The organism is Pseudomonas sp. RC4D1, from assembly GCF_018390395.1.
Taxonomy (GTDB): Bacteria; Pseudomonadota; Gammaproteobacteria; order Pseudomonadales; family Pseudomonadaceae; genus Aquipseudomonas; species Aquipseudomonas danubii.
In genome coordinates this window covers 96,239-112,694 of sequence record NZ_JAHBAW010000001.1, presented here as the reverse complement: position 1 = coordinate 112,694, position 16,456 = coordinate 96,239, and the positions used below count along the sequence as shown (strand labels likewise).

Genomic DNA, 16,456 nt, shown 5'->3' with positions numbered 1-16,456 from the left:
GTCGAGGCTGGCGTTGAGAGAGGCGGTTAGTGCGCTGGCAGTGCCGCCGGGCATTGGCTCAGGAAGGCTTGCAGCCCCTGCTGGTAGGCCTCGGTGGGCATCAGGTCAGTGTGTTTGGCGATGAAGCAGGCCACGCCTTGACGCTCCATATCGGCGTCCGCCACGAGGTAGAAGTCGGGAATTTCCTGCACGCTTGCGATCTGCTTCCAGGCCAGGCTGCTCTGACCTCCGCGGGTGTTGAGCAGGGTGAAGCCCTGGTCGTCGAAGTTCAGGCAATAGGTGCCTTCGACGGCCCGCAAGCGGGTATCGATCAGGCGCTGACTCAAGCCGCGCAACGGCGCTTGGGGTTTGATCGGGGTGGCGGCAATCCGGGCTTGCAGGTGCTTGATCCAGCGTCCGGAAAAGCGCCACCACAGGGGGATGAAGATCAAGGCGAACGCCACCATGGCGATGACCTTCTCCGGGGTGAAGGTCCGCTCGGGGAAGTAGATCGACAGGCAGCCGCCGATCAGGCACAGGGTGAACATCACGGGACCGATAAAGCGGCCTTGCCACCGGGCAAATGTGCTCATGGCCCGGACATGCTGCTGATCATCCTTGAGCAATTCCTGCTTCAGCGGTTCGGCAATCCAGGCTTCGGTGTGGGCGGGGGTGATGCGGTAGTGCAATTCCATGGGGGCTGAATCCGAGGTCCGTGTTCGGTGAGGGCGGCAGTCTACCGGCTCTGGTGTGTGTTGAGCAGCGGCGTGTGCGCCAACGCCGAGCGGCTGTTCAGGCTGGAAACTGCTCCAGATGTTGCTCCACCCACTGGTACAGGCCCTCGTCCAGCTGCGGCCGCTGCTGGTTGAAGTGGTCCTGGCAGCGGTTGAAGAACGGGTCCTGGTTGATGCGCATGGCCAGCTCGACGGGGCCTTCGCTCCCGGCGTGGGCGGCTCGTAGCTGCTGCTGGCGCTGATCGGCCTGCTCCAGGGTGTCCGCCAGGGCGTCCAGATGCAGGAGCCTGAACTGAGCGATGGCCTGGGGCAGATGAAAGTGCAGGGCGCTGTCGAAGCCTTCCCAGCCCTCGAAGGCCAGCCATTCGTGAAGGATCATGAAGCAGCGCGGTGCCGGGGGCAGCGCCTCCAGTCGTTGGAAATCCAGCCAGTACTGGCGCGGCAGCTGCTCGGCGGTTTCGATGGCCTGGGCGATCAGGTCCAGGGCCTGGCCCTTGTCCCGGTGATGCTTGCGCAGGATGCGCTGGGTCAGGGTGAAGCGTGCTTCTTCTATAGCGTGCAGGGCGCGGTTCAGGTCGTAAGCGGCGTTGAGCAGGTGTTCCCGGGCTTGCTCGGGGGGCAGGCCGGATTTGTCTACCAGCACCTGCAACAGCTCGGCTTTGTAGAGCTCGGCGGCTTGCTGCGGATTATTGGCGCAACGGGCGAGCAGGGCCTGGGCGTGGCGCAAGCCGATGGGGATCAGCTTGCGTAACTGTTGCAGGGCCTGGGTGTGCGTCGGGTCCATCGACAGGGTGCCTTGATAGTCATTGCCGGCTGCGGCGGGAGGCTGATTATCCACCGCGCCGGGCAAAACCTGTAGCCGCTGCCGCAGGCTGCGAACGGCCCGAAGGGACGCGGGGTTCTCAAGGTCGCTGAAGGTCCTGCGGACCTTTTCGCAGCCTCGCGGGCTCGGCAGCGGCTACAAATGAGGTCGCGGTCGCAGTTCAGGTTGGGTGGTGTAGCCGCTGCCGCAGGCTGCGAACGGCCCGAAGGGACGCGAGGTTCTCAAGGTCGCTGAAGGTCCTGCGGACCTTTTCGCAGCCTCGCGGGCTCGGCAGCGGCTACAGGTTGCGTCAGGGAGTGGTGCGGGCGCCGTCGAGCAGGGCGTCCACCACGGCGCGGGCCATTTCCACGGAATGCACCATGGACCAGATCAGCCCGCGTTCGATGCCGCTGGCCCGTTCGGTGATTTCATCGGACACCTCTTCGGCGCATTTGAGCAGCAAGGAAACGTGCATCAGGGCGTCTTCGGCATTCACCTGGGGCTGTACGGCGAACAGCGGATGGCCCTGGGCGTCGCGCAGGCCGAAGGGGCGATGGCGGGTGCCGTGCAAGGCGGCCAGCAGGTTGGCGTTGGCGCGGTCCAGCTCCGGGTCGCGGCGTGGATGATCGGTGGACAAGGGTGGGTCGGGGACGAGCTTTTTCATGAGACTGGTTCCTTTAGCAATTTAAGAAACCGCCGGATCTCACTTCCACATGAGAGGGTGGCAGCCGTGCGCAGGTGTGGAAGACCGGGCTAAAGGAACCGGCGCACCCGTAGGTGCCCTACGCACAGCCGCCATAGATCGGGTTCACCCAAGCCGCATCGGCAAGGATGTTCGAATGAGACGACTGCACGTCCTTTATCCCAGACTTCCACATCCGGGCCGCTGATTTGGCAGCGGCCCCGGGAGACTGCCTGATCGTTTGAAGGGGTACAAGGCGCTCAAAGGCGTTGGGGATTCTCTCGGATTTGCCCTACAAAACAAAGCGAATCCGCTTCGATGCCGGGCGGCATCGCCTGACAAATCGCGGCTTTTTTCCAGGTAAAAAAACGGCACACCGGTCAATCATAGGAGCAGAAAAATGATTTGATATTCAGTGAAATCAGGATTCGATAATCGGTCTATATTTGGGCTGAATATAGTGTAGGGTTCAAGCCGGCAGGATGATTGCGATCCTGCATAGTGAGCGTTAGGCATCCTGAGCGGCGAATTCGCACAGGATCAGTTCGTAGCAGGGCGGCGAGCACGTCGCCAAATGTAGGAGGTTTCACTCATGCGAGTTGAAACGGTCAGCTTTTTAAAACGATACGCATCCGACCTTCCTTTAGAGGAACCAATGGTCGTCACGCAAAACGGTGTGCCTGTTTACGTTGTCGAGTCTTACGTTGAGCGTAAGCGCCGCGACGAGGCAGTGGCGTTGGTGAAATTGCTCGCAGTCAGTTCGCGCGAGTACGCCCAAGGCAAGCATTGTTCGACTGATGAGCTCAAGGCCCGCCTGAGCAAGAGGTTTGCCCACAAATAAAAAGGGTGGGATAGATGTCAACACTGACCATCCGCTACACCGAAACCGCACAGCAAAGCATTGAAGACCAGATCGTGCATCTGGCCGACTATAGCGACCTTAAGTCCGCCTTTGAGCGGCTGGATGCTGTGATTGACGCTCTTCAGGACAAGCTCTTGTCCGCCCCGTTAGGCTACCCAGTCAGCCCTCAAGCAAGCGACCTGGGCATTTTGCATTACCGTGAGCTCAACACCGATGGATACCGGGTGTTCTACGAAATCGTAGATGCGGATCAGGCGATCGTGATTGGGCTGGTGCTGCGGGATAAGCAAAGCGTCGAGCAGGCACTTATTCGTTACTGCCTGCTGCATACCGATTAACGATTGTGGGTGTGAGCCTTCCGATGGGGTGTTTGAGCGTGTCACCCGCACTAGGACCGGGAAGGGGTCTTACCAATACGTTCTATGGAAATTAGATTCACGCGTTCGCCACTCTCCATCTTGTTCGAAATTTCGAAAAGTGAAGGGCGAGAGGGGGGCAGCGCTGCGTCTGTCATGAAGCGAAACTGTGCACAGCTTCCGCACTATCACGGCGCTCCACCAAGGGTCGGCGCTGAACAATAGGCGGTCTTGTTTCTGGGTTTCCGGGACTTCGTGAAAACCAAAAAAAAAGGGCCTGGAGACGTATCTCCAAGCCCTCAAAAGGTGAGAGGTGTCTAGTCCCTCAACCTGGTGAGCGGTGTTGCATGTTTCGGTGTCGCGGCGGTTAGGCTTTCAGCGGAACCAGGCGCGGGGCAATCATGTTTTCCGGACGCAGGATGTCGTCGAGCATGGCGTCGTCCAGCAGGCCTTCTTCGCGCACCAGTTCCAGTACGCCACGGCCACTTTCCAGGGCGATGCGGGCGATACGGGTGGCGTTTTCATAGCCGATGTACGGGTTCAGTGCGGTGACCAGGCCGATGGAGTGCTCCACCAGTTCGCGGCAACGGGTTTCGTTGGCGGTGATGCCGGTGATGCAGTGCTCGCGCAGCATGTCCATGGCGCGTTGCAGCAGGCGGATCGAGTCGAAGATCTTGAAGGCGATCAAAGGCTCCATCACGTTCAGTTGCAGCTGGCCGCCTTCGGCCGCGATGGTCAGGGCCAGGTCGTTGCCGATGATCTGGAACGCCACTTGGTTGACCGCTTCCGGGATGACCGGGTTGACCTTGCCAGGCATGATCGAGCTGCCGGGCTGACGCGCTGGCAGGTTGATTTCGTTGATGCCGGTGCGTGGGCCGCTGGACAGCAGGCGCAGGTCGTTGCAGATCTTCGACAGCTTGACCGCGGTGCGCTTGAGCATGCCGGAGAACAGCACGAAGGCGCCCATGTCGGAGGTGGCTTCGATCAGGTCGGCAGCCGGTACCAGCGGCTGGCCGCTGATGGTGGCCAGGCGTTGTACGGCCAGGGCCTGGTAGCGCGGGTCGGCGTTGATGCCGGTGCCGATGGCGGTGCCGCCCAGGTTGACTTCGGTCAGCACTTCCGGCGCCAGGGTCTTCAGGCGAGCCAGGTCTTCACCCAGGGTGGTGGCGAAGGCCTTGAATTCCTGGCCGAGGGTCATCGGCACGGCGTCTTGCAGCTGGGTACGGCCCATTTTCAGGACGTGGCTGAATTCTTCACCCTTGGCGGCGAACGACTGGATCAGGCTGTCGAGGCTGGCCAGCAGGGCGTCGTGGCCCAGCAGCAGACCCAGGCGGATCGCGGTCGGGTAGGCGTCGTTGGTGGACTGCGCCATGTTCACGTCGTTGTTCGGGTGCAGGTACTGGTATTCGCCCTTGCTGTGGCCCATGGCCTCCAGCGCGATGTTGGCGATGACTTCGTTGGCATTCATGTTGGTCGAAGTGCCAGCGCCGCCTTGAATCATGTCCACCACGAACTCTTCGTGGAAGTCGCCACGGATCAGACGGGCACAGGCCTCGCTGATGGCCGCATGCTTGGCTTCGCTCAGATGACCCAGTTCGCGGTTGGCGTCAGCAGCTGCCTGCTTGACCATTGCCAGGGCCACGACCAGTTTTGGGTAGTGCGAAATCGGAACGCCGGAGAGACGGAAGTTGTTCACCGCTCGCAGGGTCTGGATGCCGTAATACGCTTGAGCCGGTACTTCGAGTACGCCAAGCAGGTCTTTTTCTGTGCGGAAAGATGCAGCGGAGGACATGACGGAGATCATCTCGGTAGGGACCCGGTCTGTGCCGGGAACGCTGCGAATCCTAGGCCGAAGGGAATTTTTGGGCCAATGCTGTTAAACACTGGGCTATGCATATTCGGCATAATGCCGGTGTGACGCCGCTTTGCCGGCGAGCGTGTGACCTAAAATGGTGCGTGTCCGGGAGGACGTGATGAATCTGGAAAGCAAATGGCTCGAGGACTTCAGTGCCTTGGCCGCCACCCGCAGCTTTTCCCAGGCTGCCGAGCGACGTTTCGTGACCCAGCCGGCCTTCAGTCGGCGCATCCGCAGCCTGGAAGCAGCCCTGGGCCTGACCCTGGTCAACCGCTCGCGCACGCCGGTGGAACTGACGGCGGCGGGGCAGTTGTTCCTGGTCACCGCGCGCACCGTGGTCGAACAGCTCGGCGAGGTGGTGCGTCACCTGCACCATCTGGAAGGCGGCCAGGGCGAAGTGATGCAGGTGGCCGCGGCCCACTCCCTGGCGCTGGGTTTCTTCCCGCGCTGGATCGCGCAACTGCGCAATGAAGGGCTGAACATCGCCACGCGGCTGGTGGCCACCAACGTCGGTGATGCGGTGCACGCCCTGCGCGAAGGCGGCTGCGACCTGATGCTGGCCTTCTATGACCCGGACGCGGCCTTGCAGATGGACTCGGAAATCTTCCCCTCGCTGCACCTGGGGCACACCGAGATGCTCCCGGTGTGCGCTGCCGATGCCCAGGGCAAGCCGCTGTTCGATCTGGAAGGCGAGGCCAGTGTGCCGTTGCTGGCGTACAGCGCCGGGGCCTTTCTCGGGCGTTCGGTGAACCTGCTGCTGCGCCAGCGCAACCTGCGCTTCACCACGGTTTATGAGACCGCCATGGCCGACAGCCTCAAGAGCATGGCGTTGGAAGGGCTGGGCATTGCCTGGGTGCCGCAACTGAGCGTGCGCGCCGAACTGGCCCGGGGCGAGTTGGTGGTCTGTGGCGGTGCGCAATGGCATGTGCCGCTGGAGATCCGCCTGTACCGCTGCGCCCTGGTGCGCAAGGCCAACGTGCGCTTGCTCTGGCGCAAGCTGGAAGGCGCCGCCGCACAAGCGACGGGCAACGCATGAGCCTGATGCCGGTGTTGCAGATCGCGAGGGAATGTCAGCGTCGGCAACGCCAGACCCTGTAGCCGCTGCCGCAGGTTCGGGCCGCGTTCGGATGCTCGGCCCCGCAGGGGCCGCCAAACCTGGCGCTGCGAAGTGTCTGAAGGATTGGGGATATAGCGCTGGCGCCGGCTGCGCCGTCGTTCGCAGCCTGCGGCAGCGGCTACAGGGAACTGGTCTGGCTGCGAGGGGTTTTCAGTTCGGGGAGACTGACTTCAGAGTCAATAAAACCGGGGTTTTGCGCCGGAAATACTTTGTTCGACAGATGGTCGGCGAAAGTGCGTTTAGCGCGGCTTTTTCGGTATACTGCGCGGCCTTCGGCCGGTTCGTCCGGCCATAATTCGTACAGTCAAGCCACGCATTTTCGCGTGGCTTGTTGTTTTTGACGCGCCCGCGGGCGCCCAGAGAGAAGAGGCACGACGATGAGTGCACTGGTTGGCGTGATCATGGGCTCCAAGTCCGATTGGTCCACCCTTAGCCACACCGCCGATATGCTGGAAAAGCTCGGCATCCCTTACGAGGTGAAGGTGGTGTCCGCACACCGCACCCCGGACCTGCTGTTCCAGTACGCCGAAGAGGCTGAGGCGCGTGGCATCGAGGTGATCATCGCCGGTGCCGGCGGCGCGGCGCACTTGCCGGGCATGTGCGCGGCCAAGACCCACCTGCCGGTGCTGGGCGTGCCGGTGCAGTCGTCGATGCTCTCGGGCGTGGATTCGCTGCTGTCCATCGTGCAGATGCCCGCCGGCATCCCCGTGGCCACCCTGGCCATCGGCAAGGCGGGCGCGATCAACGCGGCCCTGCTCTCGGCGAGCATCCTGGGCGCCAAGCACCCGCAGTTCCATGCGGTGCTGAAAAAATTCCGTGCTGAACAGACAGACAGCGTCCTGGACAATCCAGACCCGCGCGTCGCCTGAGGTTGTTGACGATGAAGATCGGTGTAATCGGTGGCGGCCAGTTGGGCCGCATGTTGGCCCTGGCGGGGACTCCGCTGGGAATGAACTTCGCTTTCCTCGACCCGGCGCCGGATGCGTGTGCCGCCGCCCTGGGCGAACACCTGCGGGCCGACTACGGCGACCAGGACCACCTGCGCCAGCTGGCCGATGAAGTGGACCTGGTGACCTTCGAATTCGAGAGCGTGCCGGCGGAAACCGTGGCCTTCCTCTCGCAGTTCGTGCCGGTCTACCCGAGCGCCGAAGCCCTGCGCATCGCCCGTGATCGCTGGTTCGAGAAGAGCATGTTCAAGGACCTGGGAATTCCTACCCCGGAGTTTGCCGACATCCAGTCCCAGGCGGATCTCGACGCCGCCGTGGCGCGCATCGGCCTGCCGGCCGTGCTCAAGACCCGCACCCTGGGTTACGACGGCAAGGGCCAGAAGGTCCTGCGCAGCGCCGCCGACGTCGCAGGCACTTTCGCCGAACTGGGCAGCGTGCCTTGCCTGCTCGAAGGCTTCGTGCCGTTCACCGGTGAAGTCTCGCTGATCGCCGTGCGTGCCCGTGACGGTGAAACCCGTTTCTACCCGCTGGTGCACAACACCCACGACAGCGGCATCCTGCGCCTGTCGGTGGCCAGCAGCGATCACCCGCTGCAGGCCCTGGCCGAGGACTACTCCAGCCGCGTGCTCAAGCAGCTGGATTACGTCGGCGTGATGGCGTTCGAGTTCTTCGAAGTCGACGGCGGCCTCAAGGCCAACGAGATCGCCCCGCGGGTGCACAACTCCGGGCACTGGACCACCGAAGGCACCGAGTGCAGCCAGTTCGAAAACCACCTGCGGGCGGTAGCCGGTCTCCCTCTGGGTTCCACAGCCAAAGTCGGTGAGAGCGCCATGATCAACTTCATCGGCGAAGTGCCGCCGGTGGACAAAGTCATCGCTATCGACGACTGCCACCTGCATCACTACGGTAAGGCCTTCAAGGCCGGACGCAAGGTCGGCCACGCCAACCTGCGTTGCGCCGATCAGGCGACCCTGCAAGCGCAGATCCTCAAGGTGCAAGCGCTGATCGCCGAGTAACAAATCCTCCGGCTGGCGGGAACCTTCGTTTCCCGCCGTTCTCTGATAGCAGGATGCCAAAGTGCTGGCTAGGCTTTGGCTTGATCCCCCCTTACAGAGGAACAGCCATGGGCATTATTGGAACCATTTTCATCGGCTTGATCGTTGGTCTGCTGGCGCGTTTCCTCAAGCCGGGAGACGACAGCATGGGCTGGATCATGACCATCCTGCTGGGCGTTGCCGGCTCCTTTGCAGCCACTTATGGCGGCCGTGCTCTGGGTCTCTATGAGGTTGGCCAGGGTGCCGGTTTCCTCGGTGCGCTGGTGGGCGCGATCGTCCTGCTGGTGATCTACGGCTTCGTCAAGAAAAGCTGATTTCCCCCTGCAAGCCCCCTCTGCCGCTCGTGCCGAGGGGAGCCCTTTTCTTCATCTGAAACTTCAACGCAGCCGACGCTTTGGGCACTAGAATGCCCGGGTTTTTCCGTCCTTCCTTTTTGACCGAGCCACCCTCTCATGCGCCGTCTTCTATTGACCTTTGTTCTGCTGGGCTGCGGCCTGGCCCAGGCTGGCGAACTGCCGGAAACCGACTGGCTGGAGCTGATGCCCAAGTCGGACCAGAAAGCCCTGGAGCAGATGCCGGAAATCGACCACAACTCCCCCGAAGCCAATGGCACCTTCACCGAAAAGGGCGGCCTGAAGCAGAGCAAGGGCTTGCCGGCGGTGATGTATTCCACCAAGACCGTGCCGGCGATGAACGACAAGCAGATCCGCCTCGGCGGCTATCCGGTGCCGCTGGAGGCTGATGCCAAGGGGCGCAGCACGCTGTTTTTCCTGGTGCCGTACCCGGGCGCCTGCATCCACGTGCCGCCACCGCCGCCCAACCAGCTGGTGCTGGTGCGCTTTCCCAAGGGCGTGAAGCTGGAGGACATCTACACGCCGCTGTGGGTGACCGGCACCTTGAAGATCGAGACGGTCAGCAATGACCTGGCCGACGCGGCCTACGCCCTGGATGCGGCGAAGGTGCGGGTGGTGCAGGAATCGGATCTCTGAAGCCGCAGCGCTGAATGTGCCTTCCAAGCGGCTCTGTTGAACTGGACCGCTGAAGGCATTTGTAGGAGCCGGCTTGCCGGCGAAAGCGGCCTCAAGAACGCTGACGGTCTGAGGGCCTCTTCGCTGGCAAGCCAGCTCCTACGCAGCTAGGTGGGGTCAGAGCGGGGCGGCGCTGATGCTCACGCTCAGGGTGTGGCGGGCGCCAGGTGCCAGGGTGACGATGTCGTCCATCACGTTGGCGGTCTCGATGCACAGCATGCGCTGCCAGCCGTCGTTGGCCATGTCGCCAAATTGCGCGGCGCGGTCGATCCAGGGGTTCCAGATCACGGCGGTGCGCGAGCCTGCGCTGTTCAGGCGAATCCGTCGTTGCCAGTCCGGATCAACGATATCCAGCTGCGCCGGGACGTTCAGGTAGATGCGGTCGGTCTCGCCGCTAAAGTGCAGGGCGCCGCTCTGGACCTTGGTGGTCCAGTCTTCCAGGGTTTCGATGTAGTTCAGCCCGTCCAGGCCTTCGACCTGCACCTTGCGCACATCGCTGACCGCGAAATAGCTGTGCAGCGCCTGGCTGATGCTCACGCTTTCTGTGCCCAGGTTATGGCTGGTGAGGCTGATGTGCAGTTGCTCGTCGAGGCGGATGCTCAGGCTCGGTTCCACCTGATGGGGCCAGCCAGGAAAGCCGCCAGCGGGGCAGGGCAGGCGCAGCCGTACCAGCAAGCTGTCGCCGTCGCTTTCGATGCCTTGCAGTTCCCAGTCGCTGGCCCGCACCAGGCCGTGGGCCGGTGCCGGTTCAGCGCTTTGGCGCATGGCCTGCACGCTTTGCGGGTTGCGTGCAAAGTTGCCGAACCAGGGCCAGCACACCGGAACCCCGGCGCGGATGCTCTTGCCGGTCTTGAACTGCGCCTCGTCGTTGAGCCAGATCAGCGGCTGTTGCCCGGCCACTTGATAACTGAGGATGTGCGCGCCTTGCTGGGCCACCAGCAGTTCGGCATCACCGTGGCGGATGCGCCAGCAGTTCAGTTCATCCAGTTTCACCGTTTCAACGTGGGGCGTGGGCATGCTGCGGTTCTCGTTAGGGTGGCTTGGGTGTTGTAGGAACCTAGCGCGCTCGGGGCGGAACCGAACGGGTGCGGCCGCTGCCGTCGATGGCGACGAACACGAACACCGCCTCGGTGACCTTGCGCCATTCGCTGGACAGCGGGTCGTCGCTCCACACTTCCACCATCATCTGGATCGAGCTGCGGCCGATCTCCAGGGTCTGGGTATAGAAGGACAGTTGCGCGCCCACCGCCACCGGCACCAGGAACGCCATGCGATCGATGGCCACGGTAGCGACTCGGCCACCGGCGACGCGGCTGGCCATGGCGGTGCCCGCCAGGTCCATCTGCGCCACCAGCCAGCCGCCGAAAATATCGCCAAAGCCGTTGGTTTCCCGGGGCAAAGCGGTGATTTGCAGGGCCAGGTCGCCTTGCGGGATTGGATCTTCTTGTTCGAGTTCTATCATGCCGAGGGGCCTCTGACCCGTGACGCTTCATGGTGACTTCAGGTGAATAGCCGTCTTCAGGAAAAACGATTCAGCCCGAACACACTGCGTTCGTCACGTTCTTTCTAAGGCGTGCTATAGGGAAACTCTGCGAAATCGGCTGCTCATGCACTGTGAGAACTACTGCGCTCAGCAATACTGCGTTAGAAACAGGCACGGATTGCTCATTTACAACACGTAGACTCCGCATCCGTGCCTGTTTCTGCCTTGCCTTGCTTTCGCTCGCTACGTTCTCACAGCGCATGAGGACAACGGGTTTTCGTACAGCAACCCTTGCCAGAAGCGGCTTTGCGCTTCGAGGTTTGCGAGTATATCGGTCGATAGACTCCGCGACGACCCACTCAGTTCGCAAATTTGTGAGTCATTTGTGCGCCGCTGTGTACGCATTCGAACAATTTGCTATCGTGCCGAACCTGCCAGGCCCCAACCAGCGCTGTTGCGGTTGCCGGAACCGACTAATAAGAGAAGCCCTTGCCATGACCACTGTGCCCTCGAGCGCCGCGCAGCCAGCGCAGCCCGCCCGTCCCTTGACCCGTAGTGATTACAAGACCCTGTCGCTATCTGCCTTGGGCGGCGCGCTGGAGTTCTACGACTTCATCATCTTCGTGTTCTTCGCCACCGTGGTCGGCAAGCTGTTCTTCCCGGCGGACATGCCCGAGTGGCTGCGCCTGATGCAGACCTTCGGCATCTTCGCCGCCGGCTACCTGGCCCGTCCTCTGGGCGGGATCGTCATGGCGCACTTTGGCGACCTGCTGGGGCGCAAGAAGATGTTCACCCTGAGCATCTTCATGATGGCGGTGCCGACCCTGATCATGGGCCTCTTGCCGACCTACGCGCAGATTGGCTTATGGGCGCCGATCCTGCTGTTGCTGATGCGGGTGATTCAGGGCGCGGCCATCGGTGGAGAAGTGCCAGGCGCCTGGGTATTCGTTTCCGAACACGTGCCTCAGCGGCATATCGGCTACGCCTGCGGCACCCTGACGGCGGGCCTGACCGCCGGCATTCTCCTGGGCTCGCTGGTGGCCACCGCCATCAATAGCATCTACACCCCGGTGGAAGTGGCCGACTACGCCTGGCGGATTCCGTTCCTGCTGGGCGGGGTGTTCGGCCTGTTCTCGGTGTACCTGCGCCGCCTGCTGCACGAAACCCCGGTGTTCGCCGAGCTGCAATTGCGCAAGGCCCTGGCCGAAGAGCTGCCCCTGCGCACCGTGCTGCGCGATCACCGTGGCGCCATTGTCATTTCCATGCTGCTGACCTGGCTGCTGTCCGCCGGGATCATCGTGGTGATCCTGATGACCCCGACGGTGCTGCAGACCGTCTATAAATTCCCGGCCATCACCGCCCTGGAAGCCAACAGCCTGGCCATTGTGTTCCTGAGCCTGGGCTGCGTGATCTCCGGGGTTCTGGCGGATCGTTTCGGCGCTGGCAAGGTGTTCGTGTTCGGCAGCGCCTTGCTGCTGGCCACCTCCTGGACCTTCTATCACGGCTTGCTGGATAACCCGCAGTGGCTGTTCCCGATGTATGCCCTGACCGGTCTGTTTGTCGGCACCATCGGCGCGGTGCCTTATGTGATGGTCAAGGCGTTCCCGGCGGTGGTGCGTTTCAGCGGCCTGTCGTTTTCCTACAACCTGGCCTACGCGATCTTCGGTGGCCTGACGCCGATGGTGGTGACCTGGCTGCTCAAGGAAAGCCCGATGGGGCCGGCTTACTATGTGGCAATCATTTGCGGCATCGGCCTGCTGGTGGGGCTGTACCTGTGGGCCAAGGGCCGCTGATCTGCGCCATCTTGTAGCCGCTGCCGCAGGCTGCGACAGGGCCGCAGGCCCTGCTGGGCGCTGAAGAGTGTCGCGACCCTGCGGGTCGGTCGCAGCCTTCGGCAGCGGCTACAGAGGTTTTTATCGCCGTATAAAGAAAGGCCCGTTTGCGTTCAGGAGTGCTGGCCTTTCATCTAATTGTCATATTCCGGACATAGAGTGTTCACACGGCCTACAGATACTTGGCCCCGACTTAACACACCCTATCTGCTAGGAGTAAGGCATGAAACTGAAGCGTTTGATGGCGGCAATGACCTTTGTCGCCGCTGGCGTTGCGACTGCCCACGCGGTTGCCGCTGTTGACCCTGCTATCCCGAGCTACACCAAGACCACTGGTGTGTCGGGCAACCTGTCCAGCGTCGGTTCCGATACTTTGGCGAACCTGATGACCCTGTGGGCCGAGAACTACAAAAAGGAATACCCGAACGTCAACATTCAGATTCAGGCCGCCGGCTCCGCCACCGCGCCACCTGCGCTGACCGAAGGCACCTCCAACCTGGGCCCGATGAGCCGCAAGATGAAGGACACCGAGCTGGCGGCCTTCGAGCAGAAGTACGGCTACAAGCCAACCGCTATCCCGGTGGCCGTGGACGCCCTGGCGGTGTTCGTGCACAAGGACAACCCGATCCAGCACCTGACCATGGAACAGGTCGACGCGATTTTCTCGTCCACCCGTCTGTGCGGCGCCAAGGCTGACGTAAAAACCTGGGGCGACCTGGGTGTGAAAGGCGATCTGGCCAACAAGCCGGTGCAACTGTTCGGCCGTAACTCGGTATCCGGCACCTACGGCTACTTCAAGGAAGAAGCCCTGTGCAAAGGCGACTTCAAGCCTAACGTCAACGAGCAGCCAGGTTCGGCTTCGGTGGTGCAGTCCATCAGCTCCTCGCTGAACGGCATCGGCTACTCGGGCATCGGCTACAAGACCGCCAGCGTGAAGACCGTGGCCCTGGCCAAGAAAGGCAGCAGCGACTTCATCGAAGACACCGAAGAAAACGCCCTGAACGGCAAGTACCCGCTGTCGCGCTTCCTCTACGTCTACATCAACAAAGCCCCGAACAAGCCTCTGGCCCCGCTGGAAGCCGAGTTCGTGAAACTGGTCCTGTCCAAGCAGGGTCAGGAAGTAGTGGTCAAGGACGGCTACATCCCGCTGCCAGCCAAGGTGGCCGCCAAGGCCCTGGCTGACCTGGGCCTGAAAGAAGGCGCATAAGCCGCCGCAGAAGGTCCGGGCTCCCCGGACCTTCTCGTTTTCGTAGGAGCGGGCCGGGCGGCAGCGCCCGCAAGGGCGACCCAGGCTCAAGGCCGGTTCGTCGGCCAGCCGGCTCCTGCAACCTCATTTTTCAACCCGCTGCCGGCTTTGCCACGTGGCGGATTTGCTGCGTCACTGCATTGTCATCTTTCTGTCATACAGGATCGCTAGGGTGTGCGCATGAATGATCTGGCCAATTCCCCCATGACTACGACTTCTCCCCCCAAGCGCATTGACTTCAATACGCCTGAACTGCAACGCAAGCGTCGCATTCGCGCGCTCAAAGACCGCCTGACCCGCTGGTACGTCCTGGTTGGCGGACTGGCGGTACTGGGTGCGATCACCCTGATCTTTTTCTTCCTCGCCTATGTCGTGGTGCCGCTGTTCCAGGGCGCCGACCTGACCGTCAAGGACCCGCTGACCCCGGCCTGGATGCAGGACGCCGGCAAGCCGCTGATGTTCTCCCTGGAAGAGCAGAACCAGGTCGGCATGCGTGTCTCCGACAAGGGCCAGGCGCTGTTCTTCGACATCGACAGCGGTGCCGAGCTGCGCAAGGTCGACCTGCCGATCCCGGCCGGCGCCAACGTGGTGTCCATCGGCAAGGACCAGCCCGGCAATCCGCTGGTGGTGGTCGGTCTGTCCAACGGTCAGGCCCTGGTGTTCCGCCACACCTACAAGGTCAGCTACCCGGACGGTAAGAAGACCATCTCACCGGCCATCGAGTACCCCTACGGCGACAGCCCGATCACCCTGAACGAGCAGGGCGGTGCCCTGGAGCACGTCAACCTCAACGCCACTGATTCGTCGCTGATCATCGCCGGTTCCACCGGTGCGCAACTGCATGTGCTGAAGCTGACCCGCGAAGAAAACATGATGACTGGCGAGGTCACCAGCGAGCAGAGCCGCATCGAGCTGCCGCAGATGACCGAGGCGGTGAAGGCCATGTACATCGATCCGCGCCAGCAATGGCTGTATGTGATCAATGGCCGGGCCCAGGCCGACGTGTTCAGCCTGCGCGACAAGAGCCTCAACGGTCGCTACAAACTGCTGGAAGACGCAGATACCGAAGTTACCGCCAGCACCCAGCTGGTAGGCGGCATCTCGCTGATCATCGGTACGTCCAAGGGTGGCCTGGCCCAGTGGTTCATGGCTCGCGACCCGGATGGCGAACTGCGCCTGAAGCAGATCCGCACCTTCCAGATGGGCACCGCGCCTATCGTTGAAATCACTGCCGAAGAGCGGCGCAAGGGCTTCGTTGCCCTGGACGCCGCCGGCAAGCTCGGGGTGTTCCACAGCACCGCCCACCGCACCCTGCTGGTGGATCAGGTGGTGGATGGCCAGGGCCTGTTCGGCCTGTCGCCACGGGCCAACCGGGTGATCGTCGAGGCCGGTGGCAAGCTGCAGCCGCTGCTGCTGGACAACCCGCACCCGGAAGTGTCCTGGAGCGCGCTGTGGAGCAAGGTCTGGTACGAGAACTACGACGAGCCTAAATACGTCTGGCAATCCACCGCGGCCAACACCGACTTCGAACCCAAGCTGAGCCTCTCGCCCCTGACCTTCGGCACCCTGAAGGCGGCGTTCTACGCCATGCTGCTGGCGGCGCCATTGGCCGTGGCAGCGGCGATCTATACCGCCTACTTCATGGCCCCGGGCATGCGCCGCAAGGTCAAGCCGGTGATCGAGCTGATGGAAGCGATGCCGACGGTGATCCTCGGCTTCTTCGCCGGCCTGTTCCTGGCGCCCTATGTCGAAGGTCATCTACCGGGCATCTTCAGCCTCTTGATGTTGCTGCCAATCGGCATTCTGGTGGCCGGTTTCATCTTCAGCCGCCTACCGGAGTCGATCCGCCTGAAAGTGCCGGATGGTTGGGAAAGTGCGCTGCTGATTCCGGTGATCCTGTTCGTGGGCTGGTTGTCGCTGTACATGAGCCCGTTCATGGAAAACTGGTTCTTCGGCGGCGACATGCGCATGTGGATCTCCCACGACCTGGGGATCACCTACGACCAGCGCAACGCCCTGGTGGTCGGCCTGGCCATGGGTTTTGCGGTGATTCCGAACATCTACTCCATCGCCGAAGACGCCGTGTTCAGCGTGCCTCGCGGCCTGACCCTGGGCTCTCTGGCCCTGGGCGCCACGCCGTGGCAGACCATGACGCGGGTGGTGATCCTCACCGCCAGCCCGGGGATCTTCTCGGCACTGATGATCGGCATGGGCCGCGCCGTGGGCGAGACCATGATCGTGCTGATGGCCACGGGCAACACCCCGATCATGGAAATGAACCTGTTCGAAGGCCTGCGTACCCTGGCCGCCAACGTCGCGGTGGAAATGCCCGAATCGGAAGTCGGCGGCAGCCACTACCGCGTGCTGTTCCTCTCGGCGCTGGTGCTGCTGTTGTTCACCTTCGTCATGAACACCCTCGCAGAACTGATTCGTCAGCGTCTGCGCAAGAAATACTCGTCGCTTTAAGAAAGGTAGAAG

Annotated in this window: 16 protein-coding genes; 10 read left to right on the top strand and 6 right to left on the bottom strand. The window is 62.3% G+C overall.

All coding sequences use genetic code 11. The features are described from left to right. Window positions 1-26: 26 nt before the first annotated feature. From KHO49_RS00525 to KHO49_RS00515, 3 genes are all read right to left on the bottom strand, one after another. A complete protein-coding gene (locus tag KHO49_RS00525) occupies window positions 27-674 on the bottom strand; it encodes a YcxB family protein (RefSeq protein WP_213664453.1) in 648 nt (215 codons plus the stop codon). Between the two features lie 97 nt (window positions 675-771). Beyond that, window positions 772-1,551, bottom strand: coding sequence for a hypothetical protein (locus tag KHO49_RS00520; RefSeq protein WP_349628949.1), 780 nt, complete (start codon window positions 1,549-1,551; stop codon window positions 772-774). Between the two features lie 274 nt (window positions 1,552-1,825). Continuing rightward, complete coding sequence (locus KHO49_RS00515) at window positions 1,826-2,179, bottom strand: DUF6124 family protein (RefSeq protein ID WP_102881332.1); 354 nt, start codon at window positions 2,177-2,179, stop codon at window positions 1,826-1,828. A gap of 610 nt (window positions 2,180-2,789) precedes the next feature. Here KHO49_RS00515 and KHO49_RS00510 point away from each other — a divergent pair. Continuing rightward, a complete protein-coding gene (locus KHO49_RS00510; RefSeq protein ID WP_025131512.1) occupies window positions 2,790-3,038 on the top strand; it encodes a prevent-host-death protein in 249 nt (82 codons plus the stop codon). 14 nt (window positions 3,039-3,052) lie between these two features. Next, window positions 3,053-3,397 carry a type II toxin-antitoxin system RelE/ParE family toxin gene (locus tag KHO49_RS00505; protein WP_103291506.1) on the top strand — a complete coding sequence of 115 codons (345 nt, stop codon included), beginning with the start codon at window positions 3,053-3,055 and terminating at the stop codon, window positions 3,395-3,397. Between the two features lie 385 nt (window positions 3,398-3,782). Here KHO49_RS00505 and aspA read toward each other — a convergent pair whose 3' ends face one another. Continuing rightward, entirely contained in the window at window positions 3,783-5,207 is a 1,425-nt protein-coding gene (gene aspA / locus KHO49_RS00500; RefSeq protein ID WP_102862326.1) for an aspartate ammonia-lyase, read from the bottom strand. A 181-nt stretch (window positions 5,208-5,388) separates the two neighbouring features. Between aspA and KHO49_RS00495 the strand changes: the two genes are divergently transcribed. The 5 genes from KHO49_RS00495 to KHO49_RS00475 all read left to right on the top strand — a co-directional run bounded on the left by KHO49_RS00495 (window position 5,389) and on the right by KHO49_RS00475 (window position 9,378). After that, window positions 5,389-6,306: a LysR substrate-binding domain-containing protein gene (locus tag KHO49_RS00495; RefSeq protein WP_110594200.1), complete on the top strand. Its 918-nt coding sequence runs from the start codon at window positions 5,389-5,391 to the stop codon at window positions 6,304-6,306. A gap of 458 nt (window positions 6,307-6,764) precedes the next feature. Further along, window positions 6,765-7,256, top strand: a complete 492-nt coding sequence (gene purE, locus KHO49_RS00490; protein WP_016967060.1) for a 5-(carboxyamino)imidazole ribonucleotide mutase — start codon at window positions 6,765-6,767, stop codon at window positions 7,254-7,256. A gap of 11 nt (window positions 7,257-7,267) precedes the next feature. Then, window positions 7,268-8,350: a 5-(carboxyamino)imidazole ribonucleotide synthase gene (locus KHO49_RS00485; RefSeq protein ID WP_102881331.1), complete on the top strand. Its 1,083-nt coding sequence runs from the start codon at window positions 7,268-7,270 to the stop codon at window positions 8,348-8,350. A gap of 107 nt (window positions 8,351-8,457) precedes the next feature. Beyond that, the gene (locus KHO49_RS00480; protein ID WP_110652886.1) at window positions 8,458-8,703 is read left to right on the top strand and encodes a GlsB/YeaQ/YmgE family stress response membrane protein; all 246 of its coding nucleotides are present in this window, start codon (window positions 8,458-8,460) and stop codon (window positions 8,701-8,703) included. A 138-nt stretch (window positions 8,704-8,841) separates the two neighbouring features. Next, complete coding sequence (locus KHO49_RS00475) at window positions 8,842-9,378, top strand: DUF3299 domain-containing protein (RefSeq protein WP_102881330.1); 537 nt, start codon at window positions 8,842-8,844, stop codon at window positions 9,376-9,378. 156 nt (window positions 9,379-9,534) lie between these two features. On the opposite strand, the gene KHO49_RS00470 is transcribed toward KHO49_RS00475, so the two are convergent. Next, window positions 9,535-10,434 (bottom strand): D-hexose-6-phosphate mutarotase, encoded by a 900-nt coding sequence (locus KHO49_RS00470; RefSeq protein WP_213664452.1) that lies wholly within the window; start codon window positions 10,432-10,434, stop codon window positions 9,535-9,537. Between the two features lie 40 nt (window positions 10,435-10,474). After that, the gene (locus KHO49_RS00465; RefSeq protein WP_003229628.1) at window positions 10,475-10,879 is read right to left on the bottom strand and encodes an acyl-CoA thioesterase; all 405 of its coding nucleotides are present in this window, start codon (window positions 10,877-10,879) and stop codon (window positions 10,475-10,477) included. Between the two features lie 515 nt (window positions 10,880-11,394). Between KHO49_RS00465 and KHO49_RS00460 the strand changes: the two genes are divergently transcribed. The 3 genes from KHO49_RS00460 to KHO49_RS00450 all read left to right on the top strand — a co-directional run bounded on the left by KHO49_RS00460 (window position 11,395) and on the right by KHO49_RS00450 (window position 16,444). Beyond that, window positions 11,395-12,693 (top strand): MFS transporter, encoded by a 1,299-nt coding sequence (locus KHO49_RS00460; protein WP_102862320.1) that lies wholly within the window; start codon window positions 11,395-11,397, stop codon window positions 12,691-12,693. Between the two features lie 262 nt (window positions 12,694-12,955). Continuing rightward, entirely contained in the window at window positions 12,956-13,939 is a 984-nt protein-coding gene (locus KHO49_RS00455; protein WP_102881328.1) for a phosphate ABC transporter substrate-binding protein PstS, read from the top strand. A 219-nt stretch (window positions 13,940-14,158) separates the two neighbouring features. Beyond that, a complete protein-coding gene (locus KHO49_RS00450) occupies window positions 14,159-16,444 on the top strand; it encodes an ABC transporter permease subunit (protein ID WP_102862318.1) in 2,286 nt (761 codons plus the stop codon). Window positions 16,445-16,456 lie beyond the last annotated feature (12 nt).